Below are 20783 nucleotides of genomic sequence, written 5' to 3'. Positions count from 1 at the left end.
AGGGAAATAAATCAGATAAATATTTAAGAAATTAAGGTTAGACTAATGGTTCACAGCCTACCGCAAAAATATTGACACTTACTAAAAATAGAGAAAAGTGTATAACCTCTGCATTTTTTGTTAAAATATAAGTAAGAAGATTAAGTAATGATTAGGGGATGAGATCATGATGAACAAAAAAATTATGTATATGGCAGGAGTAGTCTTAGCCTCCTTAAGTTTAGGTGCGATGACTGCTCAGACAGTTAACGCAGCTCTAACTAATCCGATTCGTCAGGGTAAAAAGTTAAACTTGACTAGAAAAGCAACGATTTTTAACCGTAAAGGAGAAAAAGTTGGACATTTAAAAAAGGGCCGTGTTTACAAGATCCTAGGCATTAAATCAATTAATGGCAATAATTTTGTGAAGATTGGTAAGAATAAATTCGTTAAGGAAGGGGCATTTTTACCATACATTAAGGACACAGCCGAGACAATTAACCGCATTAAGCATCCATCATATGTTTATGATAAAAATGGTCAGCCAATTCCAGGTAAGTTTGTTAAACAAGGCTCTAAAGTTAAAAATCTTGGCCATAAAGAAATTGATGAACGGCCATTCATTCAAATTGGAGAAAACGAATACGTTAAAGCTAATAACGTATTGACTGTAATTATTAATTATTAGTAAAAGAAAAGCTATATCATGAAATGCATCATGGTATAGCTTTTTACTTGTGGATGAAAAAGCGATGTGGTTTTTTATAAGTAAATCCTTCTCCCATTGCCTCATTTACCTCAATTATTGAAACAAAAGCATGTGGATCTTCTTGCTTGATTAAAGCTTTGATTGATGGAATTTCCCGCGGTGCGACTACAACATAAATTACACGTTTTTCATTTTGTTGATAGCCACCTAAAGCTTTTAGATATGTGAAACCACGATTTAGTTTTAAATCAATCATCTTGCCAATTTGTTCATATTTGTCAGAGATAATTAATAAACCACGGGCTGTGTATGCACCTTGCTGAACGGTATCCATTACTCGGGATAAGACAAAAGAAGCTAATAATGTGTATAGCATATGCTTGATGTCTAAGTAAGATAGGGATGCGAAGAGTACTATTGCATCACAAGCTAAAAGCATTTTGCCAGATGAAATACCAAATTTTATCTGACAGATTCGGGCAATAATATCAGTTCCACCGGAAGTACCATTATATCTAAATACTAACCCTAATCCGATTCCAGACAATAACCCAGCAGAAATTGCTGAAAGGAAGAGGTCGTGTTCTAAATCTAATTGTTTTATAATAGGTACTGAATGCCAAAACCATAAGAAAAAGGAAAGACTGAGCGTTCCCCAGATTGTATAGGCTAAAAGACGTTTGCCCATAAAGCGATAGCCTAACAAAATTAGTGGAATATTCAATACAAGGGTCGATAGTCCCATGTTGATGCCCCAAAAATGCCGCAGAAGAAGTGAAATACCACTTAGTCCGCCGTCGGCTAGTTTATTGGGGACAGAAATCATGTCTAGACTTAAAGCGTAAATAGCACAGCCTAGCGCGATCATGAGGATATCAATTAAGATACTTTTGTCAATCTTACGCATAATGATTACCTCCTTTATGTCTTTCCTCAATTTTAACAAAGTGTATAGAAAAAGTAATAATAAAGACAATAAGAATTGAGATTTTAATATGATAAAGATAGATAATTTACCAGAAATTTTTACCAAGGCAATGCCCGTGTTACAGATATTAGAAAATGCAGGCTTTGAAGCGTACTTTGTGGGTGGTTCTGTCCGCGATGTTTTGTTACATCGTCATGTTCATGATGTAGACATTACTACTAGTGCTTATCCAGAAGAGGTAAAAGAGTTATTTGATAAGTCAATTGATACAGGAATTAAACATGGAACGGTGACTGTCCTTTATGGTGGTGAAAGTTATGAGATTACCACTTTTAGAACAGAATCGGGTTATCAAGATTTTCGTCGTCCAGATCATGTAACATTTGTTCAAAACTTAGATGAAGATTTAAAGCGTAGAGACTTTACGATTAACGCTCTGGCAATGGATACACGAGGGCAAATTGTTGACTTATTTAACGGACTAGATGATCTCAAAAACCATGTCATTCGTGCTGTAGGTGATCCAGAAAAAAGATTCCACGAGGATGCTTTGCGAATGATGCGGGCCGTACGTTTTATGAGTCAACTTGAATTTAAGTTAGAAAGCAAGACCCAACAGGCAATTAAGGATAATCATAAATTACTTAAAAAAATTTCAGTTGAACGAATTCGAGAAGAATTTGTAAAATTAGGTTTAGGACCACATGCTCGGCAAGCTTTTCAGGTTTTTCTTGATACAAATTTGAGTGAAGATGTACCTGATTTTGGCGGAAAAAAAGATCAACTAGCTATTTTCCCACAGTTAAAATTCAGTCCAACGATGGAAAATAGTTTGTGGTCACTGATAATTTTGCTATTGAAATTACCGAATGAACAAATTCATCGTTTTATGCGTGACTGGAAAAACTCTAATGCTATGACTGAGCAAGTCGAAAGAATTATTAATCTATTTGATTTACTTTCTAGTCATGCTCCTAGTGATTATGAATTATTCTTAGCAGGGGAAGAGACATTAATTAATACGATTGACGTTGCTCATATTGTTGGTCAACCAATTTCTTCAGAAGCTTTAGTTGATCGTTATATGGCTTTACCTATTAAAAAAGCGTCGGAACTAGCCGTTGATGGGAGATTTTTAATAGATCGCGGGATGCGACCAGGTGCAAAATTGGGGCAGACTTTGAATAAAATTCGAGAGTTAGTTGTTTCAGGTGAAGTTGAGAATAATCAAGAAGCGATTGAAAGCTATTTGACTACAATTGAATAGAAAGAAAAATGTAGCAGAATTCAACTGCTACATTTTTTAAACATAAAGTAAAACGGAAAAGTACATTAAGATTGAACCGAGCATAACAAATAAATGCCAGATAGTATGGATAAAGGGAACATTGCGCATACTGAACAGAATCGCGCCGATTGTGTAAGCAATGCCACCACTAACTAATAGCCAGAATCCAGTTGGACTTAAGCGAACATATAAATAAGATCCTGACAAGATAACTAACCATCCCATAGCAACATAGAGGATTGTATCAAGTATGACGTGTTTACCACGATTGAAGATGTAGTAAATGATGCCAAAGATGGTTAGGCCCCAGATCAAGCCAAATAAAGTCCAACCCCAGGCTCCACCAATTGCAACAAGTGAATATGGAGTATAAGATCCTGCAATCAAAAGAAAGATTGAGGAATGGTCAAAAATTTGAAAAATATTTTTGGCCCGTGTAAAAACTAAACTGTGATATAGTGTGGAAAATAAATAAAGCAGTACCAGGCAAGAGCCATAAATTGTGAAAGTAACAACTCGCATCGGGCTGCCAGTATGAGCTGCCTTTACAATTAAAATTACTAAGCCGGTAACTGCTAGTCCGAAACCAATCCCATGAGTTATGGCACTAAAAATATTATCTAGAAGGTAGTACCTTTCTGATCGTTGTTCTGGTTGCTGCCAAAGTTTGCTAATTTTCATGAAGTGTAATCAATCCTTTTTTCTTCTAATAGTTTTTTGATACAATACAGTATATATGTTGCTTACATTTTATCATAAATCGGGTAAACAAATTAGAATTGAAGGCGAATACGTTGTCGAAGATAAAAGTTATGACGGACTCTTCCGTCCAATTAACACCAGAAGAAGTTGAAAAATATGACATTACAGTAGTCCCATTGACGATTACCATCGACGGTAAGTCATATGTGGATGGGATTGATATCACTAGAAGTGATTTTGTCAAGAAGATGAACGAAGCGGAGAGCTTACCTAAGACTAGTCAGCCACCAATTGGCCGTTTTGTTGATGTGATTAAAAAATTAACTGCAGATGGCAGTCAAGTGATTGGTATTTTCTTAGCTAAATCATTAAGTGGTACGATAGATGCCGCTCGTCAAGCTGCAGAAATTGCAGGTCAAAGCGATAATGTTACAATTATTGACTCTGAACTAACCGACAGGGCAGAAGGCTTCCAAGTTTTGGCTGCTGCTAAGGATGCTCAGGCTGGTAAAAGCATGGCTGAGATTATTGATCATGTTAAAAAGATTCGTAGTACTCAAAAACTGGAAATGATGGTAGTTAATTTACAAAACTTAATCAAGGGTGGCCGTTTAGGTGCACTTTCTGGTCGAATTGCTACTATGCTTAATATTAGAATCGCTCTTCAGATGCCACAAGGTAAGTTAATCGTAGCCAAAAAAGGACGAGGCAAGAAATTTACACGTGCTTTTAATGAACGAGTGTTAAAAGAAATCGCAGATAATAAAGAGCATATTAAAGAAGTAGGCATTTCGTACGTTGATACACCTGAATTAATGGAAGAATTAGCTGAAAAAATTCGTGCAATCAATCCTGCAATTAATGTTTTAGTGGCAGAGACAAGTCCAATTATCGCAACACATGCTGGCAATGGTGCTTATGCGATCTTATATTATGTGGAGTAATTATGGCTTACCGAGAAAGTTTTTATCGATATTTAATGACGCAAAGGGATGCAGATTCAGCTGATGACGTAGCTCAATTTGCGAATAATGCGCAGCATGACCTGACTTTTCCTAAGCAAGAACAAGATTATGAGAAATTATCAGATTATTTGGAATTGAATGCTAGTTATTTACCAAGTATGTCAATTTTTGATCGTGCTTATCGAATGTATGAAGACAAAATGATGTATTAAGCCCAAGCCTGATAGATGCCTGGGCTTTTTTATTAAGCGGGTAGAAAAATGCAGGTAGTAATTTTTATTGGTTTTATTGTCTTTGCGGTAGCATTTGCGACGATTATTCAACAACTCTTTTTGAAGAGAATATCAGTTAATTACATTGCAATGGCGATTGGAGCGGCTATTGCACTAGTACCACAAACTAATTCATTAATTGAGAGCTTTAGCTCGGAATTATTTATGGGCTTGATTGTAGCGCCATTACTATTTTTTGAGGGACAACGTACTAGGTTGTACAATGTTTTACGTTCGTGGCGTGCAATAGTTGGGTTAACGGTTATTATGATTATCTTGGCAACTATAACTGCGGGATTCGGGATCTATTTTAGTATGGGTTTCTCTACCACTGGCTTTTATTCTGGCTGCAATTTCAATGCCAACAGATGCTACAGCAACAGAATCTGTAACACATGGATTGAAGCTGCATAAGAAGATTGCTTTTTATCTAAAAGATGAGTCTTTGTTTAATGACGCTTCAGGTATCATTTTGCTTAATATGGCAGTTGATTGGTACTTGCATCAAGAATTACGGATTGGACAAGCAATAGGTAATTTTTTATATTCTGCAGGTGGAGGTATTTTTCTAGGAGCTTTGGTGGCTACTTTATTAGTTTTCTTGCGTCAGGAAAGTTTTCGCTCCAAATATCATTTATCTGCTGGTGTTGCAATGCCGGTTGAAGTCATATTCTTTTTGACACCGTTAATAATATATTTTTTAGCAGAAGAAATTCACGTTTCTGGAATTATTGCAGTCGTTGCAGCCGGATTGATTCATAACGTTGAATCTGAGCGAAGCAGGCTTACTAATGCCTTTATTTTTTATAACGGAATAATTTTATACCTAGCTAATTTGCTTATTAGATACTTTTATTATCGATTTAGCCCTTCTATTAAAGGAAAAACGAGTAATAAAGAAGCATTGATTTTTAGTCTGGATGGCATTCATGGAGCAGTTACTTTTGCCTTGGCATATACGTTATATGATTTACGCATTAATGTAGCAGATTTCCATTTAATTTTGGTGAGTGAAATTACGCTTATTTTACTAAGTATGATTGTTCCAACAATTGTTTTTCACATGATCTTGGACAAAGATATACCTGAATTTGATCAAAGAAAGGAAGTTGATCGAGTTCGTGTGGCAATGATTGAGTATGCTATGGATCAAATGAAAAAGATCTATTTACCTAAAAAGATTCGAAAACAATTAAAATTCGATTTAAGGGCACAAATGAATCAAACTTCTATGGTTGATTTTGCTAGGGAAATAAAGTATACAATTAAACAAAAAGAATTACCCGATGATCAGAAAGAATTTAGAGCTGAGGTATATAGATATGCTTTTAGACAAGAACGTGACTATTTAGGTAAAATTGCACAACAAGAGAGAAAATATCGTCGAGGCTTTCTGGCTTTATATAGACAGATTTTGATGTCAGAAGTGGTGTTCTTAGATGATGAAAATGATTAATTTTAGAAAGAAGAGATAATATGGCAACAATTCAATGGTATCCGGGGCATATGAACAAGGCTCGTAATCAACTGGAAGATAAGTTAGGACTGATTGATGTTTTGGTGGAAGTACTTGATGCCCGAATTCCGCAAGCTTCAAGAAATCCAATGATTGAAGAACTAGTTGGTAATAAACCACATATTATTATCTTAAATAAGGCTGATTTAGCTGATCCAGTTTTAACAAAGGCATGGGCAGCAGAATTAGCTGGAGATAATAAGTATGTTTTGGCACTTGACTCCTTGCACAATACTAATATGCAGAAGTTGGTTTCCTTAGTAAAAAAGGCGGCAGCTGCCAAAACAGAGAAGCTAGAAGCACGAGGGGCCTCAAATCCTACTATTAGAATTGCTTTGGCAGGTATTCCTAACTGTGGCAAGTCAACGGTGATTAATCGTTTAGTTGGTCGGAACGTGGCTGAAGTCGGTAACAAACCAGGTGTAACTAAGGGACAAAGATGGCTGAAAACAAATGCTAATATTCAAGTGCTCGATACACCAGGGATTTTATGGCCTAAATTTTCTGATCAGGAAGTTGGTTATAAATTAGCTGCTTTCGGTGCAATTAAGGATAGTGTTTTTCATGCAGATGATGTAGCATTATTTGTTTTGAAAAATTTACGTGAATTTTATGCTAAGGATCTGCTTAAATTTTCTAAATTACCTGAACAGCAAATTGCTGATATGGCTGATCCAGATTTGCTTTTGTCAATGACTGAAAAATATGGCATGCGTGATGATTATGATCGTTTTTCATTATTTATGTTACAAAAATTGCGTAAGGGTGCAATCGGAAGGATTACGTTAGATAGACCATGACAATTAAAGAAATAAAAGAACTGTTGAAATCTGAGGTCTCTGAAGCCCAAATTAACGAACTTGAGGCAGATCCGCGGGCCGGCGTACAAAAATTGTTAGTTAGTTATCGTAAGCGTCAAGCAAAATTACTAGCAAAAAAAGAAGAGTTTTTGCGTCGCTTTTCTTATGAAAAAAAGTTCTGGGAAAAGGGACAATTAGTAGCGGGTGTTGATGAGGTAGGACGTGGCCCTTTAGCTGGACCAGTAGTAACTGCTGCTGTGATAATTGATCAAGATTTTGATTTATTAGATGTAAACGACTCGAAGAAATTGAGCCCAGAGAAACGATTGAAGTTATATCCTAAAATTTTAGCTGAAGCAGTTAGTGTTGGTATTGGAGTAAAAAGTGCAGAGGTAATCGATAAAATTAATATTTATGAAGCTGACCGTCAAGCGATGGCTCAAGCAGTACGAGCACTTGATGTTAAGCCGAATGCACTTTTGGTAGATGCAATGAATGTGCCAGTAAATCTACCCCAAGTTAAATTGATTAAGGGAGATGCTAAGTCGAATTCAATTGCGGCAGCTTCAATTGTGGCCAAGGTCTTTCGAGATCAATTGATGGATGATTATGATAGAATATACCCTCAATATTGCTTTCATCATAATGCAGGATATGGCACCAAGGAGCACATTGAAGCCTTGAAAAAGTATGGCCCTACGCCAATTCACCGCAAAACATTTGCTCCAGTCAGTGATTTTTTTGAATAAATTTCAATTTATAAAAAAATAATGGTCTCTTTTTGCGTAATAAATAGTGGAGGGCTTTTTTTATGAAAAAAACAGAATTTCTACTAAAATTAAAATTGCAAAAAGGGATTGGTTATGTTAAATCGCTGACAATTGCTAATCAGTTAACTGATGAAACAGAAATTGAATTTGAAGAATTAGAACAAATTGAATTAACTGAGGAGCTAATGGATGCATGCTATCGCGCTTTTCAGGATGATCAGTTGGATCGAATGGTACAACAAATTGAACAGCAGTGTGACGTAATCAGTTTTTTCGATGAAGCATATCCAGAAAAACTACGTCAAATTTATCGACCACCTATGGTATTGTTTACCCGAGGAGATATTTCTTTACTGCAAAAAGAAATCATTACAATTGTTGGCTCACGCTATCCGACTAAGTATAGTCAAGATGTTATTAATCGCTTGGTACCTAATATTGTGCAATCTGGTCAGGTTGTAGCAAGTGGCTTAGCAAAAGGCGTTGATGCCTTAGCTCATAAGGCTGCACTTTTCAACCAAGGAAAAACAATTGCGGTTATTGGCAATGGTTTAAATTTTTCATATCCAATGCAAAATTTTGCTTTACAAGAAGAGATTGTGCAAAAGGGACTATTGATTAGTGAATATTTGCCTGATACACCACCGCGTCCGTATCGTTTTCCTGAACGCAACCGTATCTTGGCCGGCTTAAGTCAAAGCGTAATCGTTACTGAGGCTAAAGAAAAGTCGGGTTCACTGATTACTGCTAATTTAGCGTTACAAGAAAATCGCGATATTTATGCAGTACCTGGGCCAATTACTAATGCATTGTCTGCAGGTCCCAATCAATTAATTGAAGCAGGAGCTACGCCAATTGTTGATTTTAAATTTAACAAGATAAAGATTTGACAATTCAGAAAGTATTAGTTATTTTTGGACTGTACCCATAAAATAAAATAAGAATTAAGGAGGCAGTTAATGCCTACTAAAGCGAAAAGTAAAACAACAAAAAAACGTAAAAAGACCTTAGTCATTGTGGAATCACCTGCAAAAGCTAAGACTATTGAAAAATATTTAGGAAGAAACTATCACGTTATTGCTTCCAAGGGGCATATTCGTGATTTGCCTAAGTCACAAATGGGAATCGACTTTGAAGACAACTATAAGCCTAAGTATATTTCCATTCGTGGTAAAGGCGATACCATTAAAGAATTAAAAAGCGAAGCCAAGAAGGCCAAGGATGTTTATTTAGCATCCGACCCCGATCGTGAAGGCGAAGCAATTGCTTGGCACGTAGCGCACGCATTGAATCTTGACGAAAAAGCCAAGAATAGAGTAACTTTTAACGAAGTTACCAAGGATGCAGTTAAAGAAAGCTTCAAGCATCCCCGGACAATTGATATGGATACGGTTGATGCCCAACAGGCAAGACGTGTACTTGATCGAATTGTAGGGTATTCACTTTCACCAATTCTTTGGGCCAAAGTTAAAAAAGGTTTATCTGCAGGACGTGTACAATCAGTTGCCTTAAAATTAGTGATTGATCGTGAAAAGGAGATCAAGAACTTTAAGCCAAAAGAATATTGGTCAATTGATGCGGAATTTGCTAAGGGTAAAGAAACTTTTAAATCTGCCTTTTATGGTGTTGATGGCAAAAAGAAAGAATTGCCTAATATCGATTCTGTTAAGGATGTTTTGGCTAAAATCGATAAGAAAAAGGACTTTGTAGTAGATAAAGTTGTTGCTCGGCAACGTCGGCGTCAGCCAGCAGCCCCATTTACAACTTCTACAATGCAGCAAGAAGCCAATAAGCGTTTAGGTTATCGTACTCGTAGAACTATGAGTATTGCTCAGCAATTATATGAAGGGATTTCTTTAGGTAAGCAAGGAACAGTTGGTTTGATTACTTATATGAGAACTGACTCTAAGAGAACATCACCAGTTGCCCAACAAGAGGCTTCTAAGTTTTTGCATGAAAATTATGGTGCAGAATTTGCAGCTAAGAGTCAACGCCATTTTAAGAATCAAGAAGACGCACAAGATGCTCACGAGGCCATTCGCCCAACATCTGTATATCGCACACCGGAGTCATTAAAGAGTATCCTAACTACGGAACAATATCGTTTATACAAATTGATTTGGTCACGTTTTTTGGCCAGTGAAATGACCCCAGCTGTTTATGATACTGTTCGTGCAGATATTGTTCAAAATGGTGTGATTTTTAGAACTACTGGTTCTAAATTGAAATTTGCTGGTTTCACCAAGGTTTATGATAATCAACAAGAAAAGAATGTTGACTTACCTGATCTTGAAGAGGGTGACAAGGTCAAGATGACTAAGTCCGATAACAAACAGCACTTTACGTTACCACCAGCACGCTATACTGAAGCATCATTAGTTCACGCATTGGAAGAAAATGGCGTGGGCCGTCCTTCAACTTATGCACCTACAATAGATACAATTCAACGCCGCTATTATGTTAAACTTGATGGTCGTTCAATTGTACCAACTGAATTAGGTGAAATTGTTGATGGCTTAATTGAAAGCTTCTTCCCAGATATTACTGATGTTGATTACACCGCCCGACTTGAAAATGAATTGGATGAAGTCGAAGATGGTAAAAAGAATTGGGTTCATGTTGTTGACGAATACTATCAACCGTTTAAGAAAGAATTAAATAAGGCTGATAGTGAAATCGAAAAGGTACAAATCAAGGATGAACCAGCTGGCTTTAATTGTGATATTTGTGGTGCACCAATGGTGATTAAGATGGGACGCTATGGCAAGTTCTATGCTTGTTCTCGTTTCCCAGATTGTCGTAATACTAAGCCAATCATTAAAGAAATCGGTGTAGTTTGTCCAAAATGTGGCAAAGGTCAGGTTGTCGAAAAGAAATCACGTAGAAATCGTAAATTCTACGGCTGTTCTCGTTATCCAGAATGCGACTTTGTCTCATGGGACAAGCCAATTGGCAGAAATTGTCCAAATGATGGCCACTTTTTAGTAGAAAAGCATTCTAAAAAAGGTCCAGTGATTCTTTGTCCTAACGGTGATTATCGTGAAGACAGTGAAAACGAAAAAAACAATTAACATAGAAAATATAGGTGAGTAAATGCCAAAAAATGTAACAGTTATTGGTGCAGGTCTTGCTGGTAGTGAAGCAACTTGGCAATTAGCTAAGCGTGGTATTCATGTTGACCTTTATGAAATGCGACCAAAAAAGGAGACTCCAGCTCATGAAACTGGTGAATTTGCGGAACTGGTTTGTACCAATTCAATGAGATCAAATCAATTATCTAATGCTGTAGGTCTTTTAAAAGAAGAAATGCGCCATTTAGATTCATTGATCATGAAAGCTGCCGACAAAACTCAAGTGCCTGCAGGTGGAGCATTAGCCGTTGATCGTGATAGTTTTAGTAAATACGTAACTGACACTTTGCGTGGGTTAGAGAATGTAACTGTTCACGAAGAAGAAGTTACTGAAATTCCGAAAGATGGGATTACAATTATTGCAACTGGTCCGTTAACTAGTGATGCTTTAGCTGGACAGATTCAAAAATTTTCTGGAACTGATAGTTTACATTTCTTTGATGCAGCAGCTCCGATTGTGGCCGCTGACTCGATTGATATGAACATTGTTTATAAAAAGTCGCGTTATGATCGTGGTGAAGCTGCATATTTGAATTGTCCTATGACTAAAGAGCAATATGAAAAGTTTAGTCAGGAATTAATTAACGCTGAAACTGCGCAATTACATGGTTTTGAAAATAGCGATGTTTTTGAGGGGTGTATGCCAATTGAAGTAATGGCAGCGCGTGGTGCTAAAACAATGCTTTTTGGTCCACTTAAACCAGTAGGATTAGAAGATCCACATACAGGCAAAACTCCTTATGCAGTTGTACAGTTGCGCCAAGATAATGCTGCAGCTTCAATGTATAATATTGTTGGTTTCCAAACTCATTTGAAATTTGGTGAACAAAAACGAGTATTTTCAATGATCCCAGGCTTAGAAAATGCACGTTTCGTTCGTTATGGTAAAATGCATCGTAATACTTATATGGCTTCACCAGAAGTTTTGACAGCTTCTTACGAGGCAAAAGAGCAGCCTGGATTATTTTTTGCAGGCCAGATGACAGGTGTTGAAGGCTATGTAGAAAGTGCAGGTAGTGGCTTAGTAGCAGGAATTAATGCAGCACGTGAAGCTATGGGGAAAGATACTGTGGCTTTCCCAAAAGATACTGCGTTAGGCTCAATGGCTAACTACATAACTACTACGAGTGCTAAACATTTCCAACCAATGAATGCTAGTTTTGCTTTGCTACCTCCACTAGAGGGTAAGAAGATTCGCAAGAAGCGTGAGCGCCATGAGAAGGTCAGTGAACGTGGTCTTGCTAGTTTAGATGAATTTAAGACGGAAGTTTTAGATTAATGAACCAAAGGCAAAGTGAGTTAGATCAATTTTTATCATATTTACAAAATGAGCGTCATTATAGTGCGAAAACCGTTTTAGCTTATCAAACAGATTTGCATGAAGCGGAAAGGTTTTGGCATGAAAATGGTGGATTCCCAGGTTGGACTAAAGTAAGAGAACGTGATATCCAGGTTTATCTACAACATTTAGCAGAACGCAAGTTAGCCCGTAGTAGTCAGTTGCGCAAGATGTCCAGCCTGCATTCTTTTTACCGTTTTTTAACCCGCCGCAAACTAGTGGCAATCGATCCAACTCAGGGTATTACTTTACGCCGTGGTGAGAAAAAATTACCGCAATTTTTTTACCAGCCTGAATTAAAGCAGGTTTTTGATTCATTGAAAGGAAATAAGCCTTTGACGATGAGAAATTTGGCAATGTTTGAACTGTTTTATGCGACAGGGATGCGGGTAAGTGAGGTTAGTAATCTTACTTTGAATCAACTTGATTTAGACTTACAGACAATTTTGGTTCACGGTAAAGGAAATAAAGACCGCTATGTTGCTTTTGATGATAAAACAAAAAAATCTTTGATTGCTTATTTAGAAAATGCACGTCCATTATTACTTAAAAATGATGATGAACAGCATGTATTTTTAAATAATCAAGGAACTGGCATTACTAGCCGCGGAATTGAAACTGTAATGCAAAAAACTTTTAATCAGGCAGGAATTAGTGGTAAAGTACACCCACATGAGTTGCGACATAGCTTTGCTACCGCGATGCTTAATAATGGAGCAGATTTGCGAAGTGTCCAAGAGTTATTAGGACACAGTAGTCTATCAGCAACGCAAATCTATACTCATGTAACAATGGCTCATTTAAAATCAGATTATCAAAAATATTTTCCTCGTAATAAAGAAAGTTGAGGTTTAACATGACAACAATTTGTTCAGTAAGATTTAATGGAAAAACAGCAATTGCCGGTGATGGACAAGTAACCTTAGGCGAAAAAGTTATTGCCAAGGCAACAGCGCGTAAGATTCGTCGTATTTACCATGATCGTGTAGTAATTGGTTTTGCCGGTGGTGTAGCTGATGCAGTCAGCCTTCAAGATATGCTTGAGGGCAAGCTCGAAAGCTACTCAGGCGATCTTCGTCGTGCTGCCGTGGAAATGGCTCAAGCATGGCGTAAGGATCCAACTTTACAAAAATTAAATGCAATGTTGATTGCTTTTGATGACAAAGACCTACTTTTAATTTCAGGTAATGGTGAAGTACTTGAACCTGATGAAAACGTAGTTGCAATTGGTTCAGGTGGTAATTTTGCTCAAGCCGCAGCGATTGCCATGACTCGACACGCAAAAGATATGAAGGCCGATGAAATTGCACATGAAGCTGTAAAGATTGCTTCAGGAATTGATGTTTTCACTGATGATAAAATTGTCACTGATGAAATTTAGGAGTGAAGGAAATGGCTATTAAGACCCCAAAAGAAATAGTTAAAATTTTAAACGAATATATTATTGGCCAAGATGAAGCTAAAAAATCAGTTGCGATAGCTCTTTACAACCGTTACCGTAGAATGCAGTTATCTAAAGAAATGCAACGTGAAGTAACGCCTAAGAATTTATTAATGGCTGGTCCTACTGGTGTAGGTAAAACTGAAATTGCTCGTCGTTTAGCTGATATTGTAGAAGCTCCCTTTGTTAAAGTAGAGGCAACAAAGTTTACTGAAGTAGGTTATGTAGGACGTGACGTTGAATCAATGGTCCGTGACTTGGTTTCCGAAGCCGTACGAATGGAAGAAAAGGACCAATTTGCTCGTGTAAAGACTCAAGCAACTAAAGAAGCAAATAAAGAATTGGTTCGTTTGTTAGCTCCAGCAGAGAAACATGAACGTCGTGAAAATCAAATGCAGCAAATGCAAGATATGATGTCTATGTTGATGGGAGAAAATAATCGCGAAGAAGATCATGAAGAGGATGTTTCTGCTGATGTAAGAAACAAACGAATGGATGTGGCTGAAAAGCTAGCTAAAGGCTTACTTGAAGATCACGAAGTTACCATAGAGGTAGAACAAGCTCCTAAGGCCAACCCAATGAGTGACATGATGGGTCAAATGGGGATGGATATGGGTTCAATGCTTAGTGATCTTATGCCTAAGAAAAAGGTTAAGCGTACTTTATCAGTAAAAGAAGCACGTGAAGTTTTGATTCAAGAAGAATCACGTAAGTTAGTTGACTATGACGCTATCTATCAACATGCTATTGAAAGAAGCCAGAATAACGGAATTATCTTTATTGATGAAATTGATAAAATTATTGCTGGTAATAAACGTAATTCTGGTGAAGTTTCTCGTGAAGGTGTTCAAAGAGATATTTTACCAATCGTTGAAGGCTCAACTGTAAATACAAAATATGGCCCAGTTTCAACTGATCATATTTTGTTTATTGCTGCAGGTGCCTTTGCTGAAAGCAAGCCTAGTGATTTGATTCCAGAACTTCAAGGACGTTTTCCAATTCGGGTTGAGCTTAACGCTTTAACCAAGGACGATTTTGTCAAGATCTTGAAGGATCCACAAAATTCATTGCTTAAGCAATACATTGCTTTAATGAAGGCAGATGGCATTAAGTTAGTCTTCACCCAAGAAGCCGTTGATAAAATTGCGGAGATTGCCTTTAATGTTAACCAAGGCACTGATAATATTGGTGCTCGTCGACTTTCAACTATTCTTGAAAAGCTCTTAGAAGACGTTCTTTACGAAGGGCCTGATATGGAAATGGGTGAAATCACAGTTACTGAAGCCTATGTTGAAGATAAGTTAGGCGATATTATTATGAATAAAGACTTAACTAAATTTATTCTCTAATTGATCAAAGAATCACGAATGAAGCATTCAATTCAAAGTTTGAATGCTTTTTTTCTACCCAAAGTCAAGTATTATCAATGATTTAAGAAAATAAATTTACTTGTTTTAATGATGCGAATAAGGTTAAAGCAAATAAGAGTTTAAATTTAAGAAAAAGCGAAAGTACCACAAATAAGCCTATGAATACTTGTAGTTTTTCCATAGGTTGCTTATACTTAAGTTGATTATTTGATTTCAGCTAAAGTCTTTTATTTTTGGTGGCTATGTTGTAATCATATAATTGATCATGTTTGATAAGAGCAAACATTGTGCGTATCAGTTTATGGACTGATGCAATGGCGATTTTCTTATAGCCTTGGCTATTTGAAGATCGTTTTTTCTTGTCATAATAATCAGTTATATGGCAAGGCTGCGTAGCCTTTACCGTCTCCATTTGAATAATAACTCGATAAAGTATTTTTCTGGCAATATGATTGCCATGCTTGGTAATGCCAAGAGAACTGTCTTTTTCACCAGATTGGTACCTTCCTGGATCAATGCCAACAAACGCATCAATTTGAGCTGAAGTGCTAAACCGTCTTAGATCACCGAGCTCTGCTACTAATCTCACTGCTGTAATTCTAGCAACCCCTGGGATACTCAAATAGATGGATAAAGCACGAACGTTTACTGCTTTAGCCAGCTTTTCCATGTAGTTAATTACATAGTCGCGTTCTTGCTGGAGTGAAAATAAATTAGAAATGTTCCTTTGAATAGCTCTAACGATAATACTATCTTTGGAATCATAAGGATAAGCTTCTCTAGCAAAAGCGTATAATCTTGTGGTTAAGTACCGTGCCCTTTGTTGTCCTATTCCAGAAATAGAATTAAGCATTTGAGTTACCTGTGTCTCATTCTTTTCTAGAACATATCCAGCATGTGGGAAAAGACTAACAAGCGCCCAATAAATTCTGCCAGATGGATGAGACAGTATTTCTTCAATTTGTGGGAAAGTGGATTGGAGGTTGCGGTGCAATTGATTTTTAGTAGTAACTATACTCCTAGTAAGTTCTTCATAATAGCGACTGGCATTCTGAAGTTCATGATACTCTCTGGGCTGTGGATCACGCAGCTTTTGCGGGGCATTAAATTGAATTAAAGCCAGGCGATAAGCATCTACCTTATCAGTTTTATTATGGCGTAAATTATTGTCCATTAGCTTTTTCGCTTTAAGCGGATTAAGCTTCAAATACTTAATATGATAATCCTCTAAGAAAGCTTGCAGGCTTAGAGAATAAACACCAGTAGCTTCGAAAACAACTAAAGGAGTTATCAAATATTGGTTCAGTTGCTCATAAAGTTTTTGATAGCCAAAGGAATCATTAGAGATTCTAAAAGATTCGCCTTGTTTGATCCGGTCATTAACCACACAAACTGTGGAAGATTTACTGCTAACATCAATACCGAAAATAATTTGTGATTCCATAATATAACCTCCGCTGTGAAGATAAACCTCTTTATCAACCTATTAATTCTAATTTTCTAAACACGGCATCTAAGTGCCCACAGACTTCGAAGAGACTTAAGAATAGGTGGTAAAGCAGTCCGTTTCTTTTACGACATCAAGTGTCTAAAAAGCTGAAGACTTGATTTGCTTTATCTTCACTTTCTATTTTAGACAAAATAAAAAGTGCCAGATCGTGAATCCGTCGATTCATGATCCAACACTAGGTTAGTATGTTTCTTTTGTTTTTATTCTGGCTTATTGACGCATTAATGTTAAAATATAAATAATTAAGCGATTACATTATGATTTTTAACTGTTTGATATGTAGAGGGAAATTTAGTTATGGATTACACAATCAAGAATAATATGATCGAAGTAGTGATTTCGGATCACGGAGCTGAAGTTCAGAGCGTTAAAGGAGCTCATACCGGTGAAGAATATATGTGGCAAGCTGATCCAGAGATCTGGGGCAGACATGCACCTGTACTTTTTCCAATTGTAGGGCGACTTAAGAATGATGAATATAAGTATCAAGGTAAGACCTATCATATGGGTCAGCATGGTTTTGCCCGTGATTGTGATTTTGAAGTGGAGAATCATACACAAGAAAGTATCACGTTCTTACTGAAAGATAATGAAAAAACGCGTGAAATGTATCCATTTAAATTTGAATTCAGAGTTAACTATAATTTGATGAATAATTTATTGGAAGAAAACTTTAGCGTAGTCAATAAATCAGATGAAACTATGATTTTTGGTGTAGGTGGTCACCCTGGATTTAACTTACCAGTAAATAATGGGGAAGAGAAAGAAGATTATTATTTCGATATGCATCCATCTATTGCTAGGGTAAAAATCCCACTTAAAGGAGCATATCTTGACTGGAATAATCGTTCTCTAGCTTCGACTGATAGTTTTATTGGTTTAAGTGATGAGCTATTTAAAGATGATGCCTTGATTTATGAATTACATGGTCATGACAATAAAGTATCTTTGAGAACTGATAAGAGTAAATTCCACATCAATGTTTGGACTAGAAATGCACCATATGTTGGCATTTGGTCACAATATCCAAATACCGCTAATTATGTATGTATTGAGCCATGGTGGGGAATTGCAGATAGAGAAGATGCTGATGGTGAGCTAGAGCACAAATATGGTATGAATCATTTGGAGCCAGGTAAGGAATATCAAGCTGGATTTAGTATTACTTATCACTCTGCATCTGATCCTGAATAAAATATTGAGGAATAAAAATAAAATATTTAACTTTTAATAACGGTGTAAAAACTCCAATCTTTGGCTTTGGAACATGCAGAAGTAGGCAATGCTATTAACAAAAGCGGCATTAAACGTGAAGACATTTTTTTGACCACTAAAGCGCAAACAAGTGGTTATAGAGAGACGAAGAAGGGGATTGATGAATCGTTAATTCGCGCCAGCAAGACTATTTTGATTTAATGATTATTCACTGGCCTATGTCTGATAGTTTAGGTACTTACCAGGCACTTGAGGAGGCATATCAGGCGGGAAAGCTACGTTCAATTGGACTGAGTAACTTCAACCATGATCAAGTAAATGAAATTATGAATAATTTCGATACTAAGCCAGTAGTTGATCAAATTGAAACGTCTGTCTTTAAGCAACAAAAGAAAATGCATAAATATTTAATTGAAAATAATATTGTACATGAATCTTGGTCACCACTCGGTGAAGGAATGAAGGCTTTATTTAATGACCCAACCTTACTTTCTTTGGCTGAGAAGTATAATAAGACAGTGCCACAAATTGCGTTACACTTCTTGGTACAAGAAAATATCATGACTATTCCTGGCTCGATGAATCCGTTACACATGAAGGATAATTTGGATATTTTTGATTTTGAATTTACTGCTGAAGAGATGGAGACATTGCGTGGCCTTGATCAAAAACGTGGTATTGGTGGCTGGCCTGCAAGTATGGATCAAGAATTAGATTATTAATTAAATAAGCATCCCTAAAACGATCTTTTATGGCGTAGGGATGCTTATTTTGTCGTCAAATTTTGTTCATATATTGCATGATTTTTACAAAAGTATACATCTTATCAGCATTAGTTGGCTTTATATCAAGGATACAAGCAATAAATTCATTTTTTTACTCTTAAAAAAATGAATTTCTACGTAAAAAATACGTAAAAAGTGATTTTTTATTCTAGATCCAAGTTGTTGACCGCATTTTTAATGTTACTTTTTTGTTTCTGAGTAACATGAGTATAAATGTTGAGTGCAGTTGTCACTCTAGAATGTCCTAAAACGTATTGTACATCCTTAGGAGTTATCTTGTCACTACCTTCATAAAGCAGTGTGGCTAAACTATGACGAAAGCCGTGAGCTGTTATTTTCCTTAAATTCGGGTAGAAATGATAAATACTTTTCATCCATTCTGACACTACTGGTGAATTAAAGAAGCTGCCGTTTTTCGTATGAAAAACAAAATCATCTGCTCGATTATAAACCATTTGAGTTTTTTTATACTGCTTTAAAACGTCAATTAAGCTTTTAGACAAAGATAGTTTTCTTTTTGATGAATAAGTTTTAGGATCACCAATTACCTTTTTGTTTTCTAAATTGTGAGTAACTGTGTGATTGATATGTACAATTTGCTTATCAAAATCAATGTCTTTCCATTTTAGGGCTAAAGCTTCACCACGTCTAAGTCCTAAATTTCCTAAAACTACAAAAAAAGTATAGTAAGTATAGTTATGTTCTTTTGCAGCACTTAGAAATTCTTTCATTTCATCTAAATTATAAAAATTGTTTTGGGGACGTGTACTTTTTTTAGATGATTTTTTAGGAACGATAATCTTATTAAAAGGATCTTCATTACACCATCCACGTAAAATTGCATATTTGATAATTCTGTGTAACAAATTTACTTTATAGTGAAAATTGATATATTTTTTTGATAAGTCATTAGCAAATTTTTGTAGCCGTGTAATATCAATATGATTTATATATTTATCGCCAAATTCAGGCTCAATGTGGTTTCTCCAATCGCATTGAATATTATATAAGGTTGATCCTCTTACATTATCTTTTTGAATAGAAAACCATATATTATAAACCTCTCGAACGGTTTTCTGATCTGATTCAGCTTTATACTTAGCAGCAACAGCAACAGCTCCCTTAGCTTTTAACTTGATTTTGGCTTGCTCAGCTTCCTTATAACTGTCAAAGCCTTGTCTAGTAGGTTTAATGGCTTTACCAGTTTCTGGATTGATACCGATGTAGGTTTTGAAACCGTATTTGGTTTTACCCGATTTTAATTTGTAATCGTAAATTTCAGGATCTTTTTTTCTAGGCATTGTTCTAGTCCTTTCTAAACTAATGTTCTTTTGATTCGTATAATTTAACCCGTCCGCTCGCTAGAGTAGGCGGGTGTTTTTTATTTTGCGTCGCTATTTTTTCCGGAATAAACGGAAAAAGTAGAAACCATATCTTTTTCGTTAGCTGCACTAAAGCTTACCCAATACCATTTTTTATGGGCAGGTGAATAAAAGTTATAAGATGAATTGTTATCTAGTAATGCGTCATCGCTACTTTCCTTGTCATCACCGTATTTCAAATTATTATCATTGAATAGATTTTCTAAAAGGCTTTGACAGGTGACGGTACTTTGTGTATCTGGCTTCAAAACATATTTAATAGCGGTAACTTTACCATCAGAAGCAAAGATGTGAACTTTTTTATTATTTTTAGCAGTCCAGAAAAATTCGCCTTTAGTTGCTAGATTTTTATTTAATTTTTGACCAGGTAAATTTTGACTTTCAGCATTCTCACGGTCTTCAACCGTCTTTTTATATTCCTTTTGCATTTCTTTATCACTAGCTAAACGGTGAGATTTATTAGCTGTTGACTTGTAAGTTGATGGATCGGCTAAATTGCCAATACTGCCAACTACCAAAATGATCGCTATTAGGTATATCCACCAGCGCTTATGCAAAGGCTTTTTTAATTTTTCGGGGTGTTCTTTTCCTAAAGTTGAATTTTTGTTTACGTTATCAATCCAAAAAGCAAATGGAATTAATCCTAACCCAATTGCCAAAAACATAATGTAACCTGCCATA

General features: G+C 36.2%; 18 protein-coding genes and 2 pseudogenes. 15 read left to right on the top strand and 5 right to left on the bottom strand.

Annotated elements, in window-relative coordinates; translation table 11 throughout:
• The first annotated feature begins 166 nt into the window (after positions 1-166).
• Positions 167-667, top strand: a complete 501-nt coding sequence (locus CP363_RS05410) for an SLAP domain-containing protein (protein WP_023488717.1) — start codon at positions 167-169, stop codon at positions 665-667.
• A gap of 43 nt (positions 668-710) precedes the next feature.
• Here the strand turns inward: CP363_RS05410 and CP363_RS05405 are convergent, their stop codons facing one another.
• Entirely contained in the window at positions 711-1595 is an 885-nt protein-coding gene (locus CP363_RS05405; protein WP_005726217.1) for a YitT family protein, read from the bottom strand.
• A gap of 88 nt (positions 1596-1683) precedes the next feature.
• Between CP363_RS05405 and CP363_RS05400 the strand changes: the two genes are divergently transcribed.
• A complete protein-coding gene (locus CP363_RS05400; protein WP_005720213.1) occupies positions 1684-2883 on the top strand; it encodes a CCA tRNA nucleotidyltransferase in 1200 nt (399 codons plus the stop codon).
• A gap of 36 nt (positions 2884-2919) precedes the next feature.
• Here CP363_RS05400 and CP363_RS05395 read toward each other — a convergent pair whose 3' ends face one another.
• Positions 2920-3585 carry a hemolysin III family protein gene (locus CP363_RS05395; RefSeq protein WP_005720215.1) on the bottom strand — a complete coding sequence of 222 codons (666 nt, stop codon included), beginning with the start codon at positions 3583-3585 and terminating at the stop codon, positions 2920-2922.
• Between the two features lie 113 nt (positions 3586-3698).
• Here CP363_RS05395 and CP363_RS05390 point away from each other — a divergent pair, with 113 nt between their 5' ends.
• From CP363_RS05390 to hslU, 11 genes and pseudogenes are all read left to right on the top strand, one after another.
• Entirely contained in the window at positions 3699-4550 is an 852-nt protein-coding gene (locus CP363_RS05390) for a DegV family protein (protein ID WP_089147371.1), read from the top strand.
• A 2-nt stretch (positions 4551-4552) separates the two neighbouring features.
• Positions 4553-4783 (top strand): YozE family protein, encoded by a 231-nt coding sequence (locus CP363_RS05385; RefSeq protein ID WP_005722332.1) that lies wholly within the window; start codon positions 4553-4555, stop codon positions 4781-4783.
• Between the two features lie 48 nt (positions 4784-4831).
• Positions 4832-6299, top strand: a pseudogene (locus CP363_RS05380) (cation:proton antiporter).
• A gap of 20 nt (positions 6300-6319) precedes the next feature.
• Positions 6320-7159: a ribosome biogenesis GTPase YlqF gene (gene ylqF / locus CP363_RS05375; protein WP_061204687.1), complete on the top strand. Its 840-nt coding sequence runs from the start codon at positions 6320-6322 to the stop codon at positions 7157-7159.
• Complete coding sequence (locus CP363_RS05370; RefSeq protein WP_098035969.1) at positions 7156-7908, top strand: ribonuclease HII; 753 nt, start codon at positions 7156-7158, stop codon at positions 7906-7908. Before ylqF ends, CP363_RS05370 begins: the two co-directional genes overlap by 4 nt.
• A gap of 62 nt (positions 7909-7970) precedes the next feature.
• Positions 7971-8819 carry a DNA-processing protein DprA gene (dprA, locus tag CP363_RS05365; RefSeq protein WP_089147014.1) on the top strand — a complete coding sequence of 283 codons (849 nt, stop codon included), beginning with the start codon at positions 7971-7973 and terminating at the stop codon, positions 8817-8819.
• 69 nt (positions 8820-8888) lie between these two features.
• Complete coding sequence (gene topA, locus CP363_RS05360) at positions 8889-11000, top strand: type I DNA topoisomerase (RefSeq protein WP_098035968.1); 2112 nt, start codon at positions 8889-8891, stop codon at positions 10998-11000.
• Between the two features lie 22 nt (positions 11001-11022).
• Complete coding sequence (gene trmFO / locus CP363_RS05355; RefSeq protein ID WP_023488723.1) at positions 11023-12339, top strand: methylenetetrahydrofolate--tRNA-(uracil(54)-C(5))-methyltransferase (FADH(2)-oxidizing) TrmFO; 1317 nt, start codon at positions 11023-11025, stop codon at positions 12337-12339.
• A complete protein-coding gene (gene xerA / locus CP363_RS05350; RefSeq protein ID WP_005726225.1) occupies positions 12339-13247 on the top strand; it encodes a site-specific tyrosine recombinase/integron integrase in 909 nt (302 codons plus the stop codon). Before trmFO ends, xerA begins: the two co-directional genes overlap by 1 nt.
• Before the next feature lie 8 nt (positions 13248-13255).
• Complete coding sequence (gene hslV / locus CP363_RS05345) at positions 13256-13780, top strand: HslVU peptidase proteolytic subunit (RefSeq protein WP_005720240.1); 525 nt, start codon at positions 13256-13258, stop codon at positions 13778-13780.
• A gap of 11 nt (positions 13781-13791) precedes the next feature.
• Positions 13792-15189: an ATP-dependent protease ATPase subunit HslU gene (gene hslU, locus CP363_RS05340; RefSeq protein WP_057727017.1), complete on the top strand. Its 1398-nt coding sequence runs from the start codon at positions 13792-13794 to the stop codon at positions 15187-15189.
• Between the two features lie 238 nt (positions 15190-15427).
• Here the strand turns inward: hslU and CP363_RS05335 are convergent, their stop codons facing one another.
• Entirely contained in the window at positions 15428-16657 is a 1230-nt protein-coding gene (locus tag CP363_RS05335; protein WP_098035967.1) for an IS110 family transposase, read from the bottom strand.
• 360 nt (positions 16658-17017) lie between these two features.
• Here CP363_RS05335 and CP363_RS05330 point away from each other — a divergent pair, with 360 nt between their 5' ends.
• Both CP363_RS05330 and CP363_RS05325 read left to right on the top strand, forming a co-directional pair.
• Positions 17018-17914: an aldose 1-epimerase family protein gene (locus CP363_RS05330; protein ID WP_005720244.1), complete on the top strand. Its 897-nt coding sequence runs from the start codon at positions 17018-17020 to the stop codon at positions 17912-17914.
• 17 nt (positions 17915-17931) lie between these two features.
• Positions 17932-18657 (top strand): annotated as a pseudogene (locus CP363_RS05325) (aldo/keto reductase).
• Positions 18658-18863: 206 nt separating this feature from the next.
• On the opposite strand, the gene CP363_RS05320 reads toward CP363_RS05325, so the two are convergent.
• Positions 18864-20021: a site-specific integrase gene (locus tag CP363_RS05320; RefSeq protein ID WP_098035966.1), complete on the bottom strand. Its 1158-nt coding sequence runs from the start codon at positions 20019-20021 to the stop codon at positions 18864-18866.
• An 80-nt stretch (positions 20022-20101) separates the two neighbouring features.
• Entirely contained in the window at positions 20102-20782 is a 681-nt protein-coding gene (locus CP363_RS05315; protein WP_098035965.1) for a hypothetical protein, read from the bottom strand.
• Position 20783 lies beyond the last annotated feature (1 nt).

The sequence above is a fragment of the Lactobacillus sp. UMNPBX12 genome (assembly GCF_002553955.1).
Lineage (GTDB): Bacteria > Bacillota > Bacilli > Lactobacillales > Lactobacillaceae > Lactobacillus > Lactobacillus crispatus.
The sequence above is the reverse complement of the archived record's forward strand: the minus strand, read 5'-3'. Positions and strand labels throughout refer to the sequence as shown.

Coding starts and splice junctions, on each gene's coding strand:
- CP363_RS05320 (WP_098035966.1), bottom strand. CDS start 20,021: ATGCCTAGAAAAAAAGATCCTGAAATTTACGATTACAAATTAAAATCG.
- hslV (WP_005720240.1), top strand. CDS start 13,256: ATGACAACAATTTGTTCAGTAAGATTTAATGGAAAAACAGCAATTGCC.
- ylqF (WP_061204687.1), top strand. CDS start 6,320: ATGGCAACAATTCAATGGTATCCGGGGCATATGAACAAGGCTCGTAAT.
- trmFO (WP_023488723.1), top strand. CDS start 11,023: ATGCCAAAAAATGTAACAGTTATTGGTGCAGGTCTTGCTGGTAGTGAA.
- topA (WP_098035968.1), top strand. CDS start 8,889: ATGCCTACTAAAGCGAAAAGTAAAACAACAAAAAAACGTAAAAAGACC.
- CP363_RS05405 (WP_005726217.1), bottom strand. CDS start 1,595: ATGCGTAAGATTGACAAAAGTATCTTAATTGATATCCTCATGATCGCG.
- hslU (WP_057727017.1), top strand. CDS start 13,792: ATGGCTATTAAGACCCCAAAAGAAATAGTTAAAATTTTAAACGAATAT.
- xerA (WP_005726225.1), top strand. CDS start 12,339: ATGAACCAAAGGCAAAGTGAGTTAGATCAATTTTTATCATATTTACAA.
- CP363_RS05395 (WP_005720215.1), bottom strand. CDS start 3,585: ATGAAAATTAGCAAACTTTGGCAGCAACCAGAACAACGATCAGAAAGG.
- CP363_RS05385 (WP_005722332.1), top strand. CDS start 4,553: ATGGCTTACCGAGAAAGTTTTTATCGATATTTAATGACGCAAAGGGAT.
- CP363_RS05410 (WP_023488717.1), top strand. CDS start 167: ATGATGAACAAAAAAATTATGTATATGGCAGGAGTAGTCTTAGCCTCC.
- CP363_RS05330 (WP_005720244.1), top strand. CDS start 17,018: ATGGATTACACAATCAAGAATAATATGATCGAAGTAGTGATTTCGGAT.
- CP363_RS05400 (WP_005720213.1), top strand. CDS start 1,684: ATGATAAAGATAGATAATTTACCAGAAATTTTTACCAAGGCAATGCCC.
- CP363_RS05315 (WP_098035965.1), bottom strand. CDS start 20,782: ATGGCAGGTTACATTATGTTTTTGGCAATTGGGTTAGGATTAATTCCA.
- CP363_RS05370 (WP_098035969.1), top strand. CDS start 7,156: ATGACAATTAAAGAAATAAAAGAACTGTTGAAATCTGAGGTCTCTGAA.
- dprA (WP_089147014.1), top strand. CDS start 7,971: ATGAAAAAAACAGAATTTCTACTAAAATTAAAATTGCAAAAAGGGATT.